General features: G+C 69.4%; 16 protein-coding genes and 1 tRNA gene. 6 read left to right on the forward strand and 11 right to left on the reverse strand.

Annotated elements, in window-relative coordinates; translation table 11 throughout:
- The first annotated feature begins 77 nt into the window (after positions 1-77).
- Positions 78-1,001: a hypothetical protein gene (locus tag D7X30_RS36275; protein ID WP_147443406.1), complete on the forward strand. Its 924-nt coding sequence runs from the start codon at positions 78-80 to the stop codon at positions 999-1,001.
- An 8-nt stretch (positions 1,002-1,009) separates the two neighbouring features.
- Here D7X30_RS36275 and D7X30_RS36280 read toward each other — a convergent pair whose 3' ends face one another.
- From D7X30_RS36280 to D7X30_RS36300, 5 genes are all read right to left on the reverse strand, one after another.
- On the reverse strand, positions 1,010-1,672 hold the full coding sequence (locus D7X30_RS36280) for a glutathione S-transferase family protein (RefSeq protein ID WP_120567547.1): 663 nt from the start codon (positions 1,670-1,672) through the stop codon (positions 1,010-1,012).
- Between the two features lie 105 nt (positions 1,673-1,777).
- Positions 1,778-3,592, reverse strand: a complete 1,815-nt coding sequence (locus D7X30_RS36285; RefSeq protein WP_120567548.1) for an acyl-CoA dehydrogenase — start codon at positions 3,590-3,592, stop codon at positions 1,778-1,780.
- Positions 3,593-3,693: 101 nt separating this feature from the next.
- Positions 3,694-6,210 (reverse strand): VIT domain-containing protein, encoded by a 2,517-nt coding sequence (locus D7X30_RS36290; protein ID WP_120567549.1) that lies wholly within the window; start codon positions 6,208-6,210, stop codon positions 3,694-3,696.
- A 112-nt stretch (positions 6,211-6,322) separates the two neighbouring features.
- Positions 6,323-7,447 carry a slipin family protein gene (locus D7X30_RS36295; protein ID WP_120567550.1) on the reverse strand — a complete coding sequence of 375 codons (1,125 nt, stop codon included), beginning with the start codon at positions 7,445-7,447 and terminating at the stop codon, positions 6,323-6,325.
- A 267-nt stretch (positions 7,448-7,714) separates the two neighbouring features.
- Positions 7,715-7,784: transfer RNA gene (locus tag D7X30_RS36300), tRNA-Leu, on the reverse strand.
- Positions 7,785-8,244: 460 nt separating this feature from the next.
- On the opposite strand from D7X30_RS36300, the gene D7X30_RS41770 reads away from it, so the two are divergent.
- Positions 8,245-8,517 (forward strand): hypothetical protein, encoded by a 273-nt coding sequence (locus D7X30_RS41770; protein ID WP_147443407.1) that lies wholly within the window; start codon positions 8,245-8,247, stop codon positions 8,515-8,517.
- 43 nt (positions 8,518-8,560) lie between these two features.
- Here the strand turns inward: D7X30_RS41770 and D7X30_RS36310 are convergent, their stop codons facing one another.
- The 3 genes from D7X30_RS36310 to D7X30_RS36320 all read right to left on the reverse strand — a co-directional run bounded on the left by D7X30_RS36310 (position 8,561) and on the right by D7X30_RS36320 (position 12,811).
- Positions 8,561-9,226, reverse strand: a complete 666-nt coding sequence (locus tag D7X30_RS36310; protein ID WP_120567552.1) for a class I SAM-dependent methyltransferase — start codon at positions 9,224-9,226, stop codon at positions 8,561-8,563.
- 35 nt (positions 9,227-9,261) lie between these two features.
- Complete coding sequence (gene glgX, locus D7X30_RS36315; RefSeq protein WP_120567553.1) at positions 9,262-11,406, reverse strand: glycogen debranching protein GlgX; 2,145 nt, start codon at positions 11,404-11,406, stop codon at positions 9,262-9,264.
- A gap of 136 nt (positions 11,407-11,542) precedes the next feature.
- The gene (locus tag D7X30_RS36320; protein WP_120567554.1) at positions 11,543-12,811 is read right to left on the reverse strand and encodes a hypothetical protein; all 1,269 of its coding nucleotides are present in this window, start codon (positions 12,809-12,811) and stop codon (positions 11,543-11,545) included.
- A 183-nt stretch (positions 12,812-12,994) separates the two neighbouring features.
- On the opposite strand from D7X30_RS36320, the gene D7X30_RS36325 reads away from it, so the two are divergent.
- Positions 12,995-13,210: a hypothetical protein gene (locus D7X30_RS36325; RefSeq protein WP_121717748.1), complete on the forward strand. Its 216-nt coding sequence runs from the start codon at positions 12,995-12,997 to the stop codon at positions 13,208-13,210.
- 149 nt (positions 13,211-13,359) lie between these two features.
- On the opposite strand, the gene D7X30_RS36330 is transcribed toward D7X30_RS36325, so the two are convergent.
- The 3 genes from D7X30_RS36330 to D7X30_RS36340 form a co-directional block, all read right to left on the reverse strand.
- Entirely contained in the window at positions 13,360-13,932 is a 573-nt protein-coding gene (locus D7X30_RS36330) for a hypothetical protein (protein WP_120567556.1), read from the reverse strand.
- 222 nt (positions 13,933-14,154) lie between these two features.
- Positions 14,155-14,871: a hypothetical protein gene (locus tag D7X30_RS36335; RefSeq protein WP_147443408.1), complete on the reverse strand. Its 717-nt coding sequence runs from the start codon at positions 14,869-14,871 to the stop codon at positions 14,155-14,157.
- 46 nt (positions 14,872-14,917) lie between these two features.
- Complete coding sequence (locus tag D7X30_RS36340) at positions 14,918-17,395, reverse strand: RND family transporter (RefSeq protein WP_233592022.1); 2,478 nt, start codon at positions 17,393-17,395, stop codon at positions 14,918-14,920.
- A gap of 428 nt (positions 17,396-17,823) precedes the next feature.
- Here D7X30_RS36340 and D7X30_RS36345 point away from each other — a divergent pair, with 428 nt between their 5' ends.
- From D7X30_RS36345 to D7X30_RS36355, 3 genes are all read left to right on the forward strand, one after another.
- Positions 17,824-20,313: an RND family transporter gene (locus tag D7X30_RS36345; RefSeq protein WP_120567558.1), complete on the forward strand. Its 2,490-nt coding sequence runs from the start codon at positions 17,824-17,826 to the stop codon at positions 20,311-20,313.
- A gap of 114 nt (positions 20,314-20,427) precedes the next feature.
- Positions 20,428-21,108, forward strand: a complete 681-nt coding sequence (locus tag D7X30_RS36350; protein ID WP_233592023.1) for a sterol desaturase family protein — start codon at positions 20,428-20,430, stop codon at positions 21,106-21,108.
- Positions 21,109-21,276: 168 nt separating this feature from the next.
- Positions 21,277-21,724 (forward strand): hypothetical protein (locus D7X30_RS36355; RefSeq protein ID WP_120567560.1); only part of this gene is annotated, 448 nt, incomplete at its 3' end.

The following is a 21,724-nucleotide window of genomic DNA, read 5'->3' on the forward strand; positions in this document are numbered from 1 at the left end:
CCTGTTGACCCTGTCGCCCTTCACGAACGATGGTCGCGCGGGGGGATTGGGGCCGGGCCTCCGTTGGAGTCCACGACATGCTGCGTTCTGTTTCTTCTTTGGCGATGACGCTCGCGCTCGCCATCCTCTGTGCTTGTTCAGAGTCCGACCCGTGCGAGGACGCCGACTGCGGTCCGGGCCAGTGCGTGCCGTCCTCCGAACAGGCCGCGTGCGAATGCCCCACGGGCTACGTCCCGGCGGACCTGTCCTGCAGGCGGGACGTGCGCGAGGGGGATGACCATGGGGACTACGTCGAGGCCGCGACCCCCGTGGAGCTCATGGAGCCCGCTCAATCGGGGGACGCGAACCTGGACACCATGGAGGACGTGGACTTGTTTTCGTTCCACGTCACGCCCGGCCGCATCTTCCAATTCAGCTGCTCCAGCAACAAGTCCAGCTACGACCCGGCCTGCAGGGTCGAACTCCTCGGCGCGGACGGGCTCAGGTTGCCGGGCTCGGCGGGTTCGGGGGGGAGCTCGATCTACCAGGCGGCCGTGCTCGCCACGCAGGAAGGCACCGTGTACGCCCGCGTGCAGGCCTTCTCCGCCTCCCCCTCCTTCTTCAGCCCCTCCTACAAATACTGGCTGCTGGACCTGGGGCCAGACGACTTCGCGAACACCCTCACGGAAGCCACCCCGGTGCCCGTCGGCACCACCGTCTCGGGGACCATCGTGCCCACTGGCGATGTCGATGTCTTCGCGCTGGACGCCGTCGCGGACCGCACCTACCGGTTGAGTTGCACGGGAAGCTCCTCCAACAACTGCGGCATGCGAGTGAGTGGCCCCGGGGGCGAGCTGCTGTACAAGACGGAGCCGTACAAGCCCTATGGGTGGAGCGACACGTTCGACCTCCAGGTGACGCAGGGAGGTCGTCATACGGTCGAGATGTTCTTCCTCCCCGGGCAAGCCTTCTTCAACGGCGTGGGTGACTACACCTTCTCTGTCGCCGACCTGGAACCCTGAGCGCGCAGCTAGCGCGCGCTGCCCGCCGTGACTCCGAGGCGCTGCTCATAGGCCTCCAGCGTCCGCTTCCAGGCGGGCCGTGACTCACAGCGCTCGCGATAGGCGGAGACGCGGGGGAAGCCTTCGAGCACGCCCGCGTTGCGCACTTCGCGCAGCACCGTGGTCATCAGGATGTCCGCCACGGTGAACGCCTCGCCGGCGACGTAGGGTCGCTCCCGCAGCAGGTCCTCGAGCGTGGTCAGGTGGTGCTCGGCGTACTTCACCAACCCGGGACGCCGCTGCGCTCCGGTGGGGTCGGCGTCGCCGAGCAGGTCGATCATGATGATCTGCGACAGCGGGAGCTCCACGGTGGTGAGCGCGGCGAAGCACCAGCGCGTCACCTGGGCGCGGCCCTGGAGATCCGCGGGCGTCAACTGGCCCGTCTTCTCCGCCAGGTACAGCAGGATGGCGCCCGTCTCGGTGAGCACGAAGCCGTCGTCATCGAGCACCGGCACCTGACGGAACGGGTTCAGCCGCTGGTACGCCTCTCCTCGGGTCTCCCCGGCGGGATGATCCACGCCGTGCACCCGGTAGGGCAGCTCCAGTTCTTCAAGGGCCCACAGGACGCGCAAATCGCGCGTGAGTCCGACGACCTTCGAATGGACGCGGCCAAAGCCATACAGGGTGATCATCCCGGCATTGTCGATGCCGCGCCCGCCCCCTGTCGAGGCGCTTGTCCGCACCGGCGGTTGGCGACGCGCCACGAGACGCGCGCCGCCAACGCCTGACGCTGGCCCTTAGAACGACTCTTCCGGCAGGTCCATCAGGTCCAGGTTGCCGTTCTCCACCATGCGCGCGGCGTGCGCGATGCCGGGCAGCACCTCATGGCAGTACCAGCGGGCGCTGGCCACCTTGCCGCCATAGAACGCCTTGTCGCCGGGGTTGGTCTTCGTCCGCTCCAGCGCCACGGCCGCGTGGCGCACCAGCAGCCAGCCGATGATGACCTCCGCCACGGCGAACAGCACGCGGTTGCCCTGGAAGCCCACGTGGTAGACGGACTCGCCCAGCTTGCCCATCAGCGTGCCGAGCAGCGTCTGCAGCTGGCCCACCGCCTCGCCCAGCGCGGCGCGCTCGGTCTTCAGCTCCGGACCGCCCTCGTCGCCATCCGCCGTCGTGCGGACGCGCTCCAGCAGCCCCATCAGCGTCGCGCCGCCGTCACGCGCCACCTTGCGCATCAGCAGGTCCAGCGCCTGGATGTGCGTGGTGCCCTCGTAGAGCGAGTCGATCTTCTGGTCGCGGATGTACTGCTCCACCGGGTAGTCCGTGAGGAAGCCCGAACCGCCGTGCACCTGGAGCGACAGGGACAAGAGCTCATACGCCTTCTCCGAGCCGTACCCCTTCACCAGCGGCAGCAGCATGTCGTTGAGCACGTCCGCCTCGCCCGCCGCGGTGGAGCGGTGGCCGCCCTGGAGCTCCACCTGGTCCTGCACGGACGCGGTGAACAGGGCCAGCGCGCGCAGGCCTTCCGCGTGCGCCTTCTGCGCCATCAGCATGCGGCGCACGTCCGGGTGCTGGAGGATGTTCACGCGCGGCGCCGTCTTGTCGCGCGCCTTTCCAAGGTCGCTGCCCTGCACGCGGTCTTTCGCGAACGACAGCGCGCGGTAGTAGCCCGCGGACAGCGCGGCCATGGACTTGAGGCCCACCGCCATGCGCGCGTTCTCGATGATGTGGAACATCTGCCGGATGCCGTCGTGCACGTCACCCAGCAGCAGGCCGCGCGTGGGCTTGCCGTCGCCGAACGTCAGCTCGCACGTGACGGACCCCTTCAGGCCCATCTTCTTCTCCAGCTTGGTGCACACGACGTTGTTGTGCTCGCCCAGGCTGCCGTCCTCGTTCACCCAGTACTTGGGCACCACGAAGAGCGACAGGCCCTTGGTGCCCGGCGCCGCGCCTTCCGGACGCGCCAGCACCATGTGGACGATGTTCTCCGCGATGTCCGACTCGCCGTTGGTGATGAAGCGCTTGACGCCTTCAATCTCCCAGACGTCGCCGTCCACCTGACGGGCCTTGGTGCGCGCGGCGCCCACGTCGCTGCCCGCGTCCGGCTCCGTCAGCACCATGGACCCGCTCCAGCGCTTGTCCAGGATGTGCGGCAGGAAGCGCTTCTTCTGCGACTCCGTGCCCAGCTTGTCGATGACGCGCGCGAGCAGGTTGCCCAGCGTGAAGAACGCCAGCGCGGGGTTGGAGCCCAGGAGCAGCTCGAACGCGGCCCAGCCCAGCGACGGCGGAGCGCCCAGGCCGCCCAGGTGCGGGGGCGTCTCCAACAGGTGCATGCCCGCGTCGTAGTAGGCGCCCATCGCGGCCTTGAGGCCGGGGGGCAGCTTCACCTCGCCGTTCTCCAGCTTCGGAGGATTGTGCTCGGACTCGTCGAAGCTCTTCGCCAGCTCCTGCGTGCACAGCTGCGCGAACGTCTGCAGCGTCTGCCGGGCCGCCGTCTCGTCCAGGTCCCCGAAGGGCGCCTTGCCCAGCGACGTGTGGCCGATGTCCAGGAACTCGAAGAGGTTGAACTCAATATCGCGGAGGTTGGGCGTGTAGTGCAGGGACGACGACATCGAAGGACTCCTCGCGGCCGGGTGCGAAAGCAATCAGCCCCGCGCCAGTGAAGGCGCGGGGCCGAAACGGACCGCCAGGGTATCCGAGATTGATTCGTGGGTCAGTCGCGCCGAGCGTGGATGACGCGCAGCGTCTCGCGATGCTCGAAGCGGTTGCCGGCGGCGTCGCGGGCGACGAACACCAACTCGTAGGAACCGGCGGGCGTGCCTTCCGGGATGACCAGCGACTTGTTGAAGCGCAGGCCGTCCGTGGAGTCGAGCAACTGCTGGTCCTCGCCGAAGAGGTCGCCGTACACGCTGACCTCCTGCGTGGCCTCCACCGCGTCCACGTCCAGCGTCAGCGTGTCACCGGGAGAGACTTCCTTCTGCGAGAGGACGACGTCGAAGTCGTTGCCCTGGGAGTCCAGGCGGTAGCGCACCTCGCTGCGCTCCACGCGGCCGTCCGCCAGCTCCGCGATGATGAACACGGTGTAGTAGCCATCCGCGACACCCAGCGGCACGAGGAACCGGCCGCGCCACGAACGGGTGAGCGTGTCGAACGTGAGCGGCTTCACCAGACCGAAGGGGAAGTAGGCGGTGACGCGGCGGGCGTTGCGCGGGGCGCGCACGGAGATGATGGGGTCGCCGGGCGGAATCTCCTCGCGGCTGAGCGCGCCGGAGACCATGCCGTCGGGGAGCTGCACGGGGACCATCTCGCGGACCGACTCGCCGTTGGGGGCCGTGCGGGCCACCTGCTCCACCGCGACGAAGGACGTGTAGCGGCTCATCAGGTGGTACTGGAGCGCGGTGTCGGTGATGCCCTGGACGACTTCGGGCGTCTCTCCACGGTAGCCCTCCACGGTGAGTTCCTCGATGCGCTGACGGGCCCAGAGGCTCTTGAGGGAGTCGTGCTCCGGGGCGACTTCAGGGAAGTGCACGGGCACGTCGAAGTGGCGGACCTGGCCACGCACGCGGCCGGAGATGCGGAGGACGCCGTCACCGGTGCCGGTGAACTTGCCCACGAGGAACAGCGGCTGGCCGGCGAAGAGGTCCGGCACGGACTTCGGGTACACGTCGCTGACGGGCAGGCCTTCGGTGTCCACCACGACCGAGGTGAGGACGGGGCCGCGCATGCGCTGCTCGAACTCGCGGGCGACGTCTTCCTCCGGGCGGTTGAGGTTGACGAGGGTGGAGGCGCCGCGGCCCAGCTCGCCCATCTTGGTGATGAGGTAGCGGTTCGTGCTGGAGCCCACGCCAGCGGAGAAGATGCGCGTCTCCTCGCGGAGGTGCTGCTGAAGCGTGCCGAGCACCTGCTCGTCACCGCCGATGAGGCCGTCCGTCATGAAGAGCACCATGCGCAGGCGGGCGGGGTCGTTGGCGGGGACCATGGCCTCCTGGGCGGCGATGCGCACGTCGGTGCCGCCACCGCCCCAGAAGTTGGCGACGTAGGGCAGGGCGCTCTGGATGTTCTCCGGCGTGGCGGGGACGGCGGTGGGCGCGAACTTGGTCACCTGTGTGTCGAAGTTGAGGACCTGGAAGGTGTCCTCGGGCATCAGGTGGTTGAGCACTTCCTTGGTGATGGCCTTGGACTTCTCGATGGCGAGGCCGGACTGCGAGCAGGACGTGTCGAGCACCATGTAGAGCTCGCGCGGGACGATCTCCCGCTGGGTGGGGGACAGCTGCGGGTTGAGCATCACCAGGAAGTAGCCGTGGTCCGCGCCGGGTTCGCGGTGCATGAGGACGGCGGGGCGGATGAGGGCGTCGGCGACGACGTACTCGAGGATGAAGTCCTTGTTGGGGATGCGGTCATCGCGGCCCAGGCTCACGGTGGCGCGGGACTGGCCGTCGCGCTTCACGTCCACGCGGTGGGTGGTGGAGCGCAGAGAGTGGACCGGGAGGCCCGCGTCCAGGCGCACGGTGAGCTGGATGTCATGGCCGCTGCGCGTGTCGGTGATCACCGGGGGCGTGATGCGGCTCGCGTCGGGGACGGAGGTGGTGTCGGGCTCCACGCCTTCGCCCTGGCGCGTGGGCAGCGGCGTGCCGCCGATGAAGCGGGGCGCCACGACCATGGGGAAGCTGAAGCGGTAGGTGCCGGCGTCGTAGGTGAGGCGCTCCACGTAGTGGATGCGCACGCGGATGGTCTCACCGGGGAGGATGTTGGCGACGGACTGGGTGAAGATGTTCGGCCGCTCCTGGTCGAGCAGCGCGGCCGTCTTGCCCTCGGCCTTGGCGCGCTCGTAGGTGTCGCGGGCCTGCTCACGGGTCTGGATGACGCCCTGGATGACGCGATTGCCCAGGTGCATCTCCATGCCATCCACGGCGGCCAGCTCCGGCAGCGGGAAGACGTAGAGCGCTTCAAGGGGAGCGCTGTAGGGGTTCTCGAACACCTGCGTCACGGTGACGGAAGCGAGGAACCCGCTGACCTCCGCGTCCACCTCCGTGTGCTTGAGGCTGAAGGTGCGCGGCTCGCTGTCAGGGCACGCCTCGGTGTCCGCCTGCTGCGGCTGCGCACGGAAGCGAGCCACCAGGGTGCCCTGGGCGACGCCCGCGGTGGGCGAAGCGGCCGGAGGGCAGGGTTGCTGAGCGGAGGCCGGGACGGCCAGAAGGCAGACGAAGAGCGTGGCGAGCAGGACTCGCATGGTCGGGAACCTTGGTTTCAGGGTGTGCCCGGGGACATTGCAGCCCCCGGGCCAACCCCGGTTCCCCTCTGAAAAGGCGGGTTGTGTGGCTGTGAAGCCACACGACCGTGTGTCAGCCGCCCTTGAGCTGCAGCGTGGGCACCGCGCCCTCACCGAGCACGAGGTGCACCTGACCCACCTTCGCGGCCAGGTCCTTGTACGCCTCCAGTTCCTTGAGCCGCACGAGCAGCGGGTTCTCCGCGAGCACCTTCGCCGTCTGCGCCATGGAACGCGTCGCCGCCGTCTCCTCACGCCGCAGGATGACGTTGGCCTCCGCTTCCTTCTGCGCCTGGATGACCCGGTTGAGCAGGTCCTTCATCTCCTTCGGCAGCACCACGTCCTTGATGCCGAAGCGCAGCAGCTCCAGGCCCACGCCCTCCGCCCCCGACTTCACCTGCGCGTACAGCTCCGTGGACACCGCCTCGCGCGCCGCCAGCAGCTCGTCCAGCGTGCGCGTGGACACGGCCTCGCGCGCAGCGAGCTGCATCGCCAGGTAGAGGATTTCATCCGGCGCCCGTGCCACCACCGCCAGCCGCCGCGCGTCCACCACCCGGTACGCCGCGGACAGGTTGAGCCGCAGCGTCACGCGGTCCTTGGTCATCACCTCCTGGCCGGTGACGTGGAGCAGCTTCTCGCGCAGGTCGATGATCGCGAACTGCACCTTGTGCGCGACCGTCCACGCCGCGTGCCGGCCCGGCGGCAGCACCGCGTCCAGCACGCCGTTCACGTAGCGCAGCGCCACCGTGCCCTCCGTGGCCGTGGTCTCCACGTAGTCACTGGCCGGAATCAGCGCGCGCACCTCGTCCCGCGGGGGCTCCGTCGCCACCCCGGACACGTCCACGCGCTCCACCCGCACGGTGGGCGTCTCGGGCCGACCGGTTCGACCGGGCAGCCGCTGCGCCGTCCACACCTGGTGCTGACCCCGACCCAGCCACCGCACCGGCTGGCCGTGATGGAAGACCACCGCGCGCTCGTCCGCGCCCAACTCCAGCACCTGGAGTTCCTTCTCCGGAACCAACGCGAGCTTGGCCTCATCCAGCCGGGTGACCGGTGGCTCCAGCGGCACGCGCTCGTAGCGGACGTTCTGGAACGGACGCACCACCCAGTGCCGGCCCGGCCCCAGGTACTGCTCCGCCTTCCCGTTCACCACGACGAACAGCCGCTCGTTCTGCGCCACTTCCACCCGACCGATACCCATGACACGTCACCTCGACGACAAGAAAGAGTGCAACCCGGCGGCTGGAGAAAAGGACCCCGCCGCCCCACGAGCGCTTCGCGCGAACAGACCGTCCGGAGCCGCGTTCAGCCTCCCGAACCTCCGCACCGGATGCAGGTCACGGACGGCGACTGGAGCGTTCCGCGAACAGCACGGAAGCCTCCGGAGGCCCTGGCGACCGGCCAGTGTGCGGCGTGGAGAGGAGGACGCGGTGGACTCGCGTTGGCACCAGCGGAAACGACGGGGTCCCGGCGAACGAAGGAGTCGAACCTTCGAATGCGAGATCTTGAGTCTCGTGCTCTACCGTTGAGCGAGTTCGGGTTTTTGCCCAGCCAAGGGCAGCCATGCGCGCCTCACGGTGGCGTGCGACCGGTACGGCCTTCGATGGTGGCAGGAACACCCGGAGGTGATGGCCGTGAGGAACGTCCGAGTCTCATGCACCGGCGCAAAGCGCCCCCGCATGGAACCGGACGCCTCGGGACAACCCCGGGCGCCCCCTGAAGCTTGCCGACGGGGCCACCAGACGCGGGCGCGCGAAAATCCTGACGGCCCATGTCCCAGGCACCGGGGCTCATGTGTCCAAGTACCGCGCGTTCCATGCGCACTTCGGAGGACCCATGAAGAGAGCTGTGTGGGGCGTGTTGCTGGGCGTGAGCTGTGCGCTGCTCGGGGCCTGTGGGGAGGAAAGCGCTGGAGGCAGGGACGCCGGGGGCGCAGACGCCGGCTGGCGCATGGGTTCCGTGGAGCTGCGTATCTCCATGGGAGAGGACCCATGTCCCGTGGCGACGGCGACGGTGACCATGAGAGCGGGTGATCCGAGCAACCCGGTCCCAGGTATCGGGCCCCTGCCGCTCAACGTGAGGGATGGCGTCATCGAGGGGACAACCCTCACCGACGTCTACGTGTCGCAGGCCTGGTGGGTGCAGGTGCATGCCTATGACAGCAACGGCGTCAACGTGTGCGGTGGGGACGACCCGTTCATGTCCGTGGTTGAGGGACGAGTGACGCTCGTGAACATCGAGATGGGGTGCATCTGGCCGCATTGCCCCTAGCAGGAAGACAGCGGACATCACCCATCCTCCGAGGATGGGCCTTTCAGCCGCGCGTCACGTCCCACCAGCCGAACCACATCACACGTTCCTCGGCCATCAGCTCCCAGCCCGGCCCGTGCGCGTAGTCGCGGACCCGCAGGCCCGCCGCCACCACCGCGCGCGCCGTCTCCTCCGCGCTCCACAGGTGCAGCGTCACATCCGTGTCCGCCGTGCGCACCCGTCGCGTGGACGCTTCATGCGCCTCCACGCCGGGCCTGCGCTCCAGCACCGTGAACAACATCCGCGCGCCCGGCTTCATCACGCGGCCCAGGTGACCCAGCACGCGCGGAAGGTCGTCACAGAAATCCAGGCATCCAATCACCAGCACGACATCGAAGACGCCCAGGTCCTCCGGCACCGGATCCATGTAGCTGTGCACGCGCCACGTGCCGGACGGCCGCGAGCGCTTCGCCAGCTCCAGCATCTCCGGCGCCACGTCCAGGCCCACCACGTCCACGGACGCGTCCAGGCCGCGCGTGTGCAGGCCCGGGCCACAGCCCACGTCCAGCACGCGCAGGCCCGGCTTCATCACGTCCGCGAGGAAGCGCTCCACCCGGTCGCCGTAGCGGTGCAGGGACGGGTAGAGCACCTCGTAGGCGGAGGCGATCTCCCCGTACACCCGCGCGACGGCGGCCTCTTCAATCCTGCCGCCGTCCCCTTCGTCCGCCATGCCGTGCGCTCCTGATCAACAGCACGGGCACCGTATCACGGCGTGTTGTTGCTTCCCGGCTTGCGGAACACCGCGAGCGACCGCCCGGCCATCTCGAACTTCCCGGGCTTCATCTCTTCATCGCCGCGCTTGTCATCCGCCGTGTACAGCTCCAGCCGCCACGCGCCGCCCTCGCCCGGCGGCGGCACCGTGAAGGTCACCGGCTCATGGTGCGCGTTGAGTAGCACCAGCAGCGAATCACCGCTGACGCGCTGGCCCCGCTCGTCCGGCGTGGGGATGGCGTCGCCGCCCAGCAGGAACGCCAGCGACCGCACGAAGGGCTTCTGCCAGTCCTCCGCTCCCATCTCCGTGCCGTCCGGCCGGAACCACGCCAGGTCCTTGTGCTCGGACTCCCACAGGTGCTCGCCCTGGAAGAAGCGGCGGCGCTGGAGCACCGGCTGCCCGTGGCGGAACTGGATGAGCTTGCGCGTGAACTCCAGGAGGTCCTGGCGCGTCTTGTCCAGGTTCCAGTCCACCCACGACAGCTCGTTGTCCTGGCAGTAGGCGTTGTTGTTGCCCTGCTGCGTGCGGCCCATCTCGTCGCCCGCGACAATCATCGGCACGCCCGTGGACAGGAAGAGCGACGCCATCAGGTTGCGCTTCTGGCGCTCGCGCAGGGAGATGATGTTCTTGTCGTCCGTCTCTCCCTCCACGCCGCAGTTCCACGCCTGGTTGTCATCCGCGCCGTCGCGGTTGTGCTCGCCGTTGGCCTCGTTGTGCTTGCTGCTGTACGTGACCAGGTCGTGCAGCGTGAAGCCGTCGTGCGCGGTGACGAAGTTGATGGACGCCTGCGGACGCCGGCGCGCCGCCGCGAACAGGTCCGCGCTGCCCGTGAGCCGGTAGCCCACCTCCGCGGCCTGGTTCTCGTCGCCCTTCCAGTACTTGCGCAGCGCGTCCCGGTACTTGCCGTTCCACTCGTGCCACGGCGACGGGAAGCCGCCCACCTGGTAGCCGCCCAAGCCCACGTCCCACGGCTCCGCGATGAGCTTCACGCGGCCCAGCACCGGGTCCTGGTTGATGATCTGGAAGATGGGCGCGTTCGGGTCGTAGCCACCCTTGCCGCTGCGCCCCAGCACCGTGGCCAGGTCGAAGCGGAACCCGTCCACGTGCATCTCCTCCACCCAGTAGCGCAAGCTGTCCACGATGAAGCGCGCCGTCTGCGGGTTGGACGCGTTGAGGCTGTTGCCGCACCCGGTGAAGTCCAGGTAGTGCCGTGCCTCCGGCATGGTCCAGTAGTACGACGCGTTGTCGATGCCCTTGAACGACAGCGTGGGCCCCAGGTGGTTGCCCTCGCACGTGTGGTTGTACACGACGTCGAGGAGCACCTCGATGCCCGCCGCGTGCAGCGACTTCACCATCGACTTGAACTCCGCCACCGCGCCGCCCGGCGTCTTGCGGCTGGCGTAGCGCTGCTCCGGGGAGAAGTAGTTCAGCGTGCTGTAGCCCCAGTAGTTCGACAGGCCCTTGTCGTTGAGGAACGAGTCGTCCGCGAACTCCTGCACCGGCAACAACTCCACCGCGGTGACGCCCAGCTTCTGCAGGTGCTCGATGATGGCCGGCGAGCCCAGGCCCGCGTACGTGCCGCGCTGGTGCTCCGGCACGCCCGGGTGGCGCATGGTGAGGCCGCGCACGTGGGCCTCGTAGATGACCGTCTTGCGCCACGGGATGTCCAGGCGCCGGTCATTGCCCCAGTCGAAGAAGTCGCTCACCACCACGCCCTTGGGCATGCCGGCCGCGCTGTCGCGCTCGTCGCGCATCAGGTCCTTCTTCGGGTGGTCCAGGGGGTAGCCGAACACCGGCTGCTTCCAGTCCACCTCGCCGTAGAGCGCCTTGGCGTAGGGGTCCACGAGCAGCTTGTGCGGGTTGCAGCGGTGCCCCTTCTCCGGCTCGTAGGGCCCGTGCACGCGCAGGCCGTACAGCGTCCCGGGCTCCAGGTCCGGCACGTAGCCGTGCCAGACGAACTCCGTGCTCATCGGCAGGTCGAAGCGTTCAATCTCCTTCGTCGGGTCCGCCCGGTCGAAGAGACACACCTCCACGCGTGTGGCCACCTGCGAATAGACCGCGAAGTTGGTGCCCGAGCCGTCGAAGGTCGCGCCGCGAGGCCAGGGCTTGCCCGGCCAGATCTCCCGCTTGCCACTCATGCGTCTCACTCGATTCCGTGGGGAAACTGCCGCCGGAATGTGGGTGCGACTGCGCGATGCGGCAAGACGTCCGGGTGCGCTGACTGTCCACCGGACAGCGCTTTTGCAAGGGGTCGGTCCTCAAACAATCGGACCGTCAGGCGGCGACAGCGTGGTCCAGCGAACGCCAGGTGCCCAGGGCCCAGTCCTGCTCGTCCGGATCATCGAAGCTGACCACGCAGAGGGCACGGCGGTTGCCCGAGCGGCACAGGGCCGTCAGCCGGCACTCGCCGGGACCCACGTGCAGGGACGCGCGGCCACTGACGCGGGCGCCGTGGTGCTCCAGCTCCAGGGCCTTGCGCTCCGGGCTGGTGGGCGCCAGCTGCTCCTCCGCGGAGTCCTCCAGGGGCACCACTCGCACGGTGCGGCGGTGGTCGCGCGCCACCCAACTGCCGTCCTGCAGGCGCGTCTCCGCCAGCGAGCCGGGGATGCGAATCTCCCAGCCCTCGGGGAGCACCACCTGCACGGAGCCCCGCCGGTAGCCGATGGACGGCCCCACGCCGGGCGACTCCAGGGCGCGGCGGTGGACCTCCTCCGCCACCGTCCCTCCCATGCCCAGGTAGCCGAGCACCTCCTGCCACTCGCGCCACGGGTACGGGAGCGAGGGGTCCTCGCGCCAGGCCTGCTCCAGCAGCCGGGCCACGTCGCGCAGGCGCTGGCGCTCCTCGTCCAGGAGCGGCGGGCGCCAGACGACGTCCGTCCACAGCCGGCACAGGGCGCGCGTGAAGCGCTCGCGCGCGTCCACGCCGGGGTTCCACCAGGGGAACACGTCCGTGCCCTGTCGCGGGTCTTCGTGCACGGTGCGCAGCCAGCGCTCGTCGCGAGGCCCCAGGGGCGTGAGCAGCGCGCCCGGGTGCTGGAAGGTGTGGCCGAAGCGCATGGACAGCGCGAAGCCGGAGTTGCCCAGGCTGCGCATGCGCAGCACCTGCCCCACCGAGTGCTGGAGCCAGCCCAGGAAGTGCTTCTCCACCAGGTCCACGTCACCGGTGTGGAAGTAGCCCGTGGCGTCGCCCACGCCCACGTCCTCGTCGGGCGGGGCCCAGGAGATGCCGTTCAGGTCGCCCAGCCCCTTGAGCAGGTCCACCAGATAGCGGTGGTAGCCGGGCCCCACGGCGCTGGTGTCCGCGGACACGACGATGCGCTCCTGGGTCGTCGCGAGCAGCGACACCTCCGCCGCGGCCGGGTGCAGGCGCAGGCGCAGCACGGGCGCGCCCTGGGGGCCCTCCTCGATGCGGGTGCCCTCCAGCACGCCTTCGGCCACCTGCTGGAACCACGCCTCCACGCGTTGCAGCCAGGACAGGGACGCCTCCGGGGGGGCGAACAGCGGATCGCTTGCTCCTCGTCGGCCTGCCAGCAACAGCTTCATGCGTTGGACGCTTTCGGTGGTTCGGGTGCGCGCTGCCTGGACCTCTTTGGATAAGCCCCCGCCCGCTCCCTGTCATCCAAGAGAAACGCATTCTGGAGGCAGGGGGACATGCGGGCGGGGGGGCGCCCGGTGGCGGAAACCCCCGGTCCACCCCAACCTGAGAGGGGAAAGGAGGCGTTCGTCATGAGCAAGAAAGACGTGTTGCACATTCCCTTGGAGGGGCTGCCTCCCTCGCCAGCGCGCGAAGCCGGGACGGAAGAGGATGAGCGGCAGGAGCGCCACGTGCCGTCCACCTTCGACCCGGGGGGTGGTCCCGGCAATGGCCCGGGTGACAACGGGAGCCCGCGCATCATCGAACCGGTGGGCCAGCCCTTTTCGCCGGGCGTCAAGGTGAGCTGATCACCCAGGTCGCGCTGTCTCCATGACCCCGCTGACGCCCTCGCGCGTCGGCGGGGTCTTGTTGTTCGCGCCCGCGCCGGACGCTGGAAACGGCGAAGCGCCCGCGACCGGTGAAGGTCACGGGCGCTGCCGTGTGCACCCCGAGGGGCTTAGCGCGTGGTGCCGTTGTTGGGCGCCATCGTGCCGGTGGAGTCCGGCACCGGCGTGGTCATGTTGCCCTTGGCGCCGGAGTTGTTCGGGTCGAGCGTGGAGTCATTGGGCAGGCTGCTGTCGTCCGGGATGGCGCTGTCGTCCGGATTCAGGCCGGAGCCGCCCGTGCCCGGCTCGGTCATCTCGCCGTCGTGCACGCCGGGCTCGGCCTCACCGGTGCCCGCGCCGCCAGTGCCCGGGTCCAGGGTGCCGTCGTTGGTCGCGGGCGGCAGCGTGGAGTCATCCGTGTTGCCGGAGCCGCCGGTGTTCATGTCCGACGGAGGCAGCGTCGAGTCCTGCGACGTACTGCCCGTGTCGTAGCCGGAGCCGCCGCTGCTGGGAGGCGGCGTGGTGGTGGTGCCGGAGCCGGACGTGTCCGTGCCGGTGCCGCTGGAGTCCGTGCCCATGGTGGAGTCGGAGGCCGGCTCGGTGCCGCGCGTCGCGGACTGATCCGACTTACAGCCCGTGCCGAGCGCGAGCGCCCCCGCGAGAACCGCCGCCACCGTCAGCTGGGTCTTCAGGAACTTCTTCATGTGGATTCCCCCGATAGGAGTCTGACTGCTTGAAAGGTCCTGGCTGCCTGCACGACCGAAGGTGAGCAGGCCCCACGGTGTGTGCAGGGGTGGCTCATCCGCCTGCCTGCTCGGGGGACGGCGTGGGCGGCCGGAAGGGGAGGGTTGCGCGAGACGAGGAGGTCCTCCGCGCGCCACGCTCGCTGGCCCGGAGTGCGAGCCAGCGAGCCTGATCCGTGCGACTCAGGGGGTCGGGGGCTGATTCACGTTGCCGCCACCGAGCGGCGTCACGGAGTTGCTGGACGTGTTGCTGTCTGGCGGCAACGTGTTGCCGCCCGGCGACAGCGTGGTGGGCTGCGAGCCCGTGATTCCCGGCGGCGTCATGCCCGTGGCCGGAGGCAGCACGGCGCCCGTGCTGGACATGGTGCCTGTCGGAGTCCCCGGCGTCACGGTGCTGATGGAGGCGCCTGGCAGCGTGGTGCCGGGAGTCGTCGTCGCGGGCGGCAACAGCGCGCCCGTGGTGGCGGTGGAGCCCGTGGAACCCGCCACGGTGGAGCTGGTGCCGGGAGCCAGCACCGCGCCGGTGCCCGTCACGGTGGTGGCCGAGCCGGGCGCCACCACGGTGCCGCCGCCCGTCACGGTGGTGGCATTGCCGGGGCTGGGGGGCACGGACTGCGCTGCGTTGCCGGAGACGGACGGCTGGGTGCCGTACGGCTGCGGAATCACCGCGCCCGTGGACGTGCCGCTGCCGCCCGCGCCCACGCTGAGGGTGTCGCCAAGGGGCTGTGTCACCTGGTTGTCCAATGCGCCTCCCATGGGGGGGGGCGTGCCCGCCGGGGCCCCCGGGTTCGGCTGGCTCGTGGTGATGGCGCTCGCGGAGTTCGGATCCACCTGCGCGTTCGCGGAGCCCAGCGCCAGGGTGCCCGCCGCCACGCTCATCCAGATCCATTGCTGAGACATCGTTCCGCTCCTTGAGGCTGTGGGGCCGGGCGGTCGACGCCTCGGCCTAATGGGAGGGCGTGGGCCGGTGAGGACCCTGGCCATCCTTCATGAGTTGCTCACCCCGGAGGCGCGGGGGAACCGCACGGTGGCGCCGCTTGCGCTCGGAGAGCACCAGCAGCAACGCCGGGAAGGTCACCAGCATGATGAGCAGGTTCATCCCGAACCCCACGTTCGCCAGGGCGCCAATCGAGTTGAGGCCCGGGTGGTCCGCGAGCAGCAGCGCGCCGAAGCCCACCGCGCTCGTGAGCAGGCCGCCGCAGATGGCCTTGCCCGTCTCCGAATACACCCGCACGAAGTCGCTGCGCGGCGACGCGAGCCGCGTGATGAGGTGCACGCCCGCGTCCACCGTCGTCCCGATGAGCACCGGGATGACCAGGATGTTGAGGTAGTTGAACTCCATGCCCAGCAGCGGCATCAGCCCCAGCACCGCGAACAGCGACACCACCGTGGGCATCAGGCACAGGAGCGCGGTGCGCAGGCCGCCCAGCGTCGCCCACATGGCCAGCAGCACCGTGAGCGTGGAGCCCAGCAGGATGAACGGCGCCTCGTGTGACACCAGGTTCACGATGTCCGCCTGCACCATCGCCTCACCGGCCACCACCGCGGGCCGGCCATCCGGCAGCACCATCCCGCGGACCTCCTTCGCCATCCGGCGCATGGCCTGGCCGTTGGACTGATCCGCGGACGGATACACCAGCACGAAGCCGGTGCCCGGGCCGCCGCGTCCCTGGAACTGCTGGCGCACGCTGGATGGCAGGTCCGCCTCGGTGAAGGGCCTTGCCAGCACCTGCCTGCGCAGCTCCGCCAGTTGCCCCCGCTGCTCCGGGGTGAGCTGGCCTTCGGGCACGTCCTCCACCAGCTTCCCGATGTCCTTCAGGATGGCCTGCTTCTCCGCCTGCCGCTCCGGCACCAGGCTCGTGAGCGCCGCGACGAAGTCCACCGTGGAGTTCGCGCCCTGCTGCCGCTTGCGCGCCTGGAGCTCCCGGACGACCGCGGCCTCCTCCTCGCGGGAGTTCGTCAGCACCACCAGCGGGACCTGCGAATAGCCGATGAGCTGGTTGACGGCGCGGTCCAGGACGAACGAGCCCAGGCGCTGGTCCTGCAGCGAGCCGATGTCGTAGTCGAACCGCAGGCGCGGCAGCTGCGTGAGCAGGCCCGCCACCACGAGCGCGGACACGACGGTAAGCAGCCCGCGCCGGTGGGTGATGACGCGGCCCAGCGGCGCCTCCGTCATCTCCGTGGTGTTCGCGCGCGGCTTCCAGCCCCAGCGCGCTCCCAGCCCCAGCACCGCCGGCAGCACCAGCACGTACGCGAGGATGAGCACCAGCATGCCCACGCCCGCGATGACGCCGAACTCGCGGAACGCCGTGAGCTTGGACGTGCCCAGCACGAAGAAGGTGAGCGCCGCCACCAGCGCGGACACCAGCGCCGCGCCGCCCGTGTGCATGAACGACTCGCGTGTGGCCTGCTCGGAGGACCGCCCCTCTCCGCGCAGCGTGAGGTAGCGGCCCAGCAGGTGGATGCCGTGCTCCACGCCCAGGCCGCCCAGGATGGCGCCCAGGAAGGCCGTGAGCAGGTTCACGCGGCCGTACGCCACGCCCACCAGGCCGTAGGTCCACGCGAGGCCCGCGCCCACCGGCGCCAGCACCATCCCCACCGCGAGCACGCTGCGGAAGTGCAGGAACAGGTAGAGCAGCACCAGCACCGTGGCCACCGTGGAGGACACCGCCACGTCGCGGGTGATCTGCCCCTGCTGATCCATCTTCTTCTGGAACGAGCCGGTGATCTCCGTGTGGAAGCCCGGCCCGTACTTCGACAGGTCCTGCTGCCGCAGGACGCCCTGCACCTCCTCGACAATCTTCGTGGAGAAGGTGAGGTCCGCGGACGACACCTCCGGCTTGGCCAGCACCACCACGCGGCGCGCGGAGGGGTCCAGGTAGTAGTCGCTGGGGTGGCTGGACAGGCGCGTCATCGCGCCGCTGGCGTACTTCTCCTCCAGGTCGGAGAAGTCCAGCGGCGGGGGCGGTTCACCATCCAGCGACACGTAGAGCGGGTTGGCCTGCTCCTTCTCCCAGGTGAGGCGCGCGTCGATGCGGCGCTCCACCTCCCTCAAGTCCTCGGGTGACAGGAAGTAGAGCGCGTGGCTGCGGAAGAAGCTGCTGGGGCGGGTGATCTCCACGTAGCGGATGCCCGGCAGCGCCTCCAGCTTCGGCGCCACGTCCTCCGCGAACTTCTGGAGCTGCGCCGGGTCCCCGCCCTCGCCCACGACCACCACCCACCCCTGGGCGCCGAAGCGCTGCTCCAGCGTGTGGATGGCCTGCACGCTTTCGAAGGACGGGGGCAGCAGATCCACCAGGTTCGCGTTGAGGGCCAGGTGGCGCGCGGACAGCAGCCCCACGACGGACAGCACGAGCGCGCAGACAAGCGCAGTGAAGGGGCGGCGGTGGTTGTGCGCGGCCAGCGCACCCATCGTGCGCTCCATCCGGTGCATCCACGTGCGCTCTGCTGCTGAAGACGGGTTCGAGGCCATGGACCATGCCCCCCAAGCGGCGCCTGCTACCCGGCAGGGCCCGTGTCGCAGCAAAAGCTGGCCATACCGCAGTCCTCCGGCACCGCGGCGCGAGGGGTCGCTCCGCCCGTCCGCCGACACCGGAACGGGTGGGGCAAAATGCCTCAATACTCAGAGGAGAAGCCGATCCCCTGGCATGACGCGTGCCGGAGCGGCATACATGGCGCGGCCGGGCCCTGCTGTCTTTGTTCCCCGGGCCAGGCATGCGGCCAGTGGAGGCCCCGGGGCGATGCCTGGACGCACGGTGGCTCGGGGCATATACGCGAGAGCAGCCCGGTTCGTTCGGGCTCAAGGTTGTCCCCGGCCGTCACGGCGCGGGCTTTCAGCAGGAAATCACATCCATGAGTGAGACGCGGTGGTCCGGACGGTTCGAGGCGGCGATGGGCTCCCTGGCGGCCCGCAGCCACCAGCGACCCTGGGTGGCGTTGTTCGTGACGCTGATCCTCACGGGCCTGGGCACCTTCTTCGCGCGTGACCTGCGCCTCAACGCGGACCTGGCCAACCTGCTGCCCAAGTCGTTCCAGTCCGTGCAGGACCTGGAGAAGCTGCGCACGCGCTTTGGCGGCATGGGCAACGTGGTGGTGGCCGGCATCGGCGCGGAGCCTGAACAGCTCAAGCAGTTCGTGGATGACATGGCGCCGAAGCTGGCGACGCTGTCGGAGATCCGCTTCGTCAACGCGCAGCGGCCCAGCCAGTTCTTCGACGAGCACGGCCTCTACTACGTGGACCTGCCGGACCTGAAGACCATCGAGGAGCGCATCGACGCGCGCTTCGCGTGGGAGAAGGAGCAGGCCAACCCGCTCTTCGTGCGCCTGGAGGAAGAGGCGCCCCCGTCGCTGGACTTCAGCGACATCCAGAAGAAGTACACCGGCGGCGCGAACATGCGGCTCGCGGGGCAGGGTGGCCTGTACTACCTGGATCCGCAGGAGCGCATGGTGGTGATGCTCCTCAAGGCCAAGGGCTCCTCCGCGGACCTGGGCTACTCCAAGACGGTCATCTCGCAGGTGGAGGACTACCTGGCGAAGCAGGACCTGTCGAAGTACGGCCCTGGCTTCCACACGGCCATCACCGGCACGTTCAAGAAGAAGATCGACCAGCAGGCGGTCATCACCGGCGACCTGGCGCGCGCGTCCTCGCTGGCGCTGGTGCTGCTGCTGGCCTACCTCATCTTCCACTTCCGCAGCGGGCTGTCCGTGGGCCTCACCATGGTGCCGGTGGTCGCGGGCCTGTCGTGGACCTACGGCTTCGTGGGCATCGCGTACGGGCAGGTCAATCTCCTGACGGGCTTCCTCGCGGCGGTGCTGGGCGGCCTGGGCGTGGAGCACGGCATCCACCTGTTGGGGCGGTGGGGCACGCTGCGCTCGGAGGGCATGACGTCGGAGGAGGCGGTGCGTGAGACGTTCAAGCACACGGGCTTCTCCGCGCTCATCTCCGCGCTGGTGGCGGCGCTCACGTTCCTGAGCCTGTCGTGGTCGGAGTTCAGGGCGTTCCACGAGTTCGGCGTCATCGCGGCGGTGGGCATGATGGTGAGCGTGGCGTCGTACCTGCTCATCCTGCCGGCGCTGCTGGGGCTGGTGTCGCGCTGGGGCTGGGTGCCGCGCGAGCACCAGTCGCAGTCGGGGCCCATGGCGCTGCTGGCGCGCTTCCTGCCGCGCCGCTACCGCGCGGTGGTGGTCGTCATTGGCGTGGCGCTGGTGGGGCTCATCAGCCAGGCGTACCGGGTGAGCTTCAACTACGACTCCACGAAGCTGGATGACGTGTCGCTGCCGAGCGTGCGGCTGGACAAGCGCATCGACCACATCCTGGGTTACTCCGCGACGCCGGTGGTGGTGCTGACGGACACGGAGGGGATGGAGCGCGAGGTGGTGAAGCAGCTCCAGGCGCGCAAGGAGAAGTTCGGCAAGGACTCCACCATCGACTTCGTGGGCGCGCTGGAGGACCTGGTGCCGCGGCACCAGGAGGAGAAGCACGCGCTGCTCCAGGCCATCCACAAGAAGCTCCAGCGCATCGACCCGGAGCGCGTGGACAAGGCCCAGCGCGACGACCTGCTGCGCGCGGTGAAGATGACGGCCGCGAAGCCCTTCGTGCGTGAGGACCTGCCGGTGGGCCTGCGCCGCCAGTTCGAGCCGGCGGCCGGCCAGAAGGGCGGAGTGGTGTTGGTCTATGCGAACGTGAGCCTGTCGGACGGCGTGGGCACGCGGCGCTTCACCAAGGAGGTGCGCAACCTCCAGATGCCGGACGGCAGCCAGGTGTCCGCGGCGGGCGAGGCGCTCATCCTGGCGGACATCCTGGACATGGTGGCCTCCGAGGGGCCGCGCATCCTGGTGGCCGCGGTGGTGAGCGTCTTCCTGGCCATGTGGCTGACGCTGGGCTCCTTGCGCAACGCGGTCATCTGCATGCTGCCCACGCTGCTGTCCATCGCGGCGCTGGTGGGCCTGATGTCCATCATGGGCCTGCAGTTCAACTACCTGAACATCGTGGTCATCCCGGTGCTCATCGGAACGACGGTGGACGCGGGCGTGCACCTGATTGAGCGCCTGGGCGAGCCGGGCGCGGACTTCACCACCGTGTACGCGGAGACGGGCCGGGCCATCACGGGCGGCCTGCTGACGAGCGCCATCGGCTTCCTGGCGCTGGTGTTCGCCAAGCACCCGGGCCTCAACTCCATTGGCGACCTGGCCAACCTGGGCTTCGCGGTGAACATGGTCATCGTCCTGGTGGGCTTCCCGGCGCTGCTCCTGTTGGTGGATCGCTGGCGCAACAAGCACAGCAGCGCCACGTCGACCCCGGCGGCCGGCGACGACGGAACCGAGCGCCCCGCGGAGAGCTGAGCGCGGGGTGGCGGGCGTCCATCCGGCGCCCGCCTCCGTCTTCGTGCAGGCGACACTGCGGCAAGACACACGGGCAGAGGCATCCGGCGGCCCCCGGCCCAAGACTCAGGGTGAATGAGTCGCTCCTACTACCGACATCAGTCCGGCCGGATGTTCGAGAACGCCCTTCTCGAAGCCTGCTCGAAACTCCACCCCGCGGTGCCGGTCCTCCTCTACGTCCCGCTCACGGTGGGGCTGCTCGGGTGGGGGCTGCACGGGGGACGGACGACGGTGGGGGCGAGCGTGCTGTTCGTGCCGCTGGGTCTGCTGACGTGGATTCTCATGGAGTACTGCATCCACCGGTTCTTCTTCCACTGGGAGGGCAAGGGGGCGGTCACCCGGCGGGTGCATGAGATTGCCCACGGCTACCACCACAAGTACCCGGACGATTCGCAGCGCCTGGTGATGCCGCTCATCGTCACCGTCCCGCTGTCCTCGCTCATCGGCGGGCTGCTGTGGCTGGTGGGTCGCCCGACGCAGATGCTCCCGTACTTCGTGGGCATCGTCTGGGGCTACGTGGCCTACGACACCCTTCACTGGGCCACGCACCACCGCACGCCGCGCACGGCCTGGGGCAGGGCGCTGCGCGCGCACCACATGGCGCACCACTTCGCGACGCCGGACCGCAACTTCGGCATCAGCAACCGGTGGATGGACATGCTGATGGGCAGCGGCGGACGGCGGCCCAAGCGCGAGGGGACGATGGCATCTGGTGAGGACGCCGGCTCCGAGGAGCGCTCCAGCCTGAAGGCGTGAGCCGCCGCCGGGTCACCCGTGTCTGTCCGTAGCCCCGCCGAGACCGAGGCCCGCATCCAGCAGGCGACCGCCGCGTAGCGGCTGAAAGTCTTTGTCATTCCCACCCGGCCGGTCCTTCACTCGCGGCCCGGGTGTCTGAATCCTCTCAGTCCCGAGACTGGGGGGAACATGACGATTCAGTTCGGATTCATCGACCAGGGTGATGGCGCCAACCTGCGGACGCTCCCCGCGGAGATGAAGGGCTCCACCTGCCTGACGCCAGCGCCCCTGCCTCCGGGCACGCGGGTGAGCGTCATCCGGGACCACGCCCAGGCGCCTGGCTGGTCCTATGTCTCCACCGTGGTGGGGGGATACCTGCTGCAAGGCTATCTGCAGACCTTGCGCATCACGACCCAGCTGCCTGAGCCCGCGGCGACGCTCTATCAGGTCCGTGCAGGGGACCGCCTGGAGCCCATCGCCGCGCGCATCTACCGGCAGGCCATCCAGCCGGGGCGGGACCTGCGCTTCTACGAGAATGTCATTCATCACGTGAACGTGAAGAGTGGCCGCAAGGGGGTCCAGCGCGTCGACGGTGACGTGCGGCTGGTCGCGGGCGAGCGCATCTGGCTGGTGAGCA

The sequence above is a fragment of the Corallococcus sp. AB011P genome (assembly GCF_003611605.1).
GTDB lineage: Bacteria > Myxococcota > Myxococcia > Myxococcales > Myxococcaceae > Corallococcus > Corallococcus coralloides.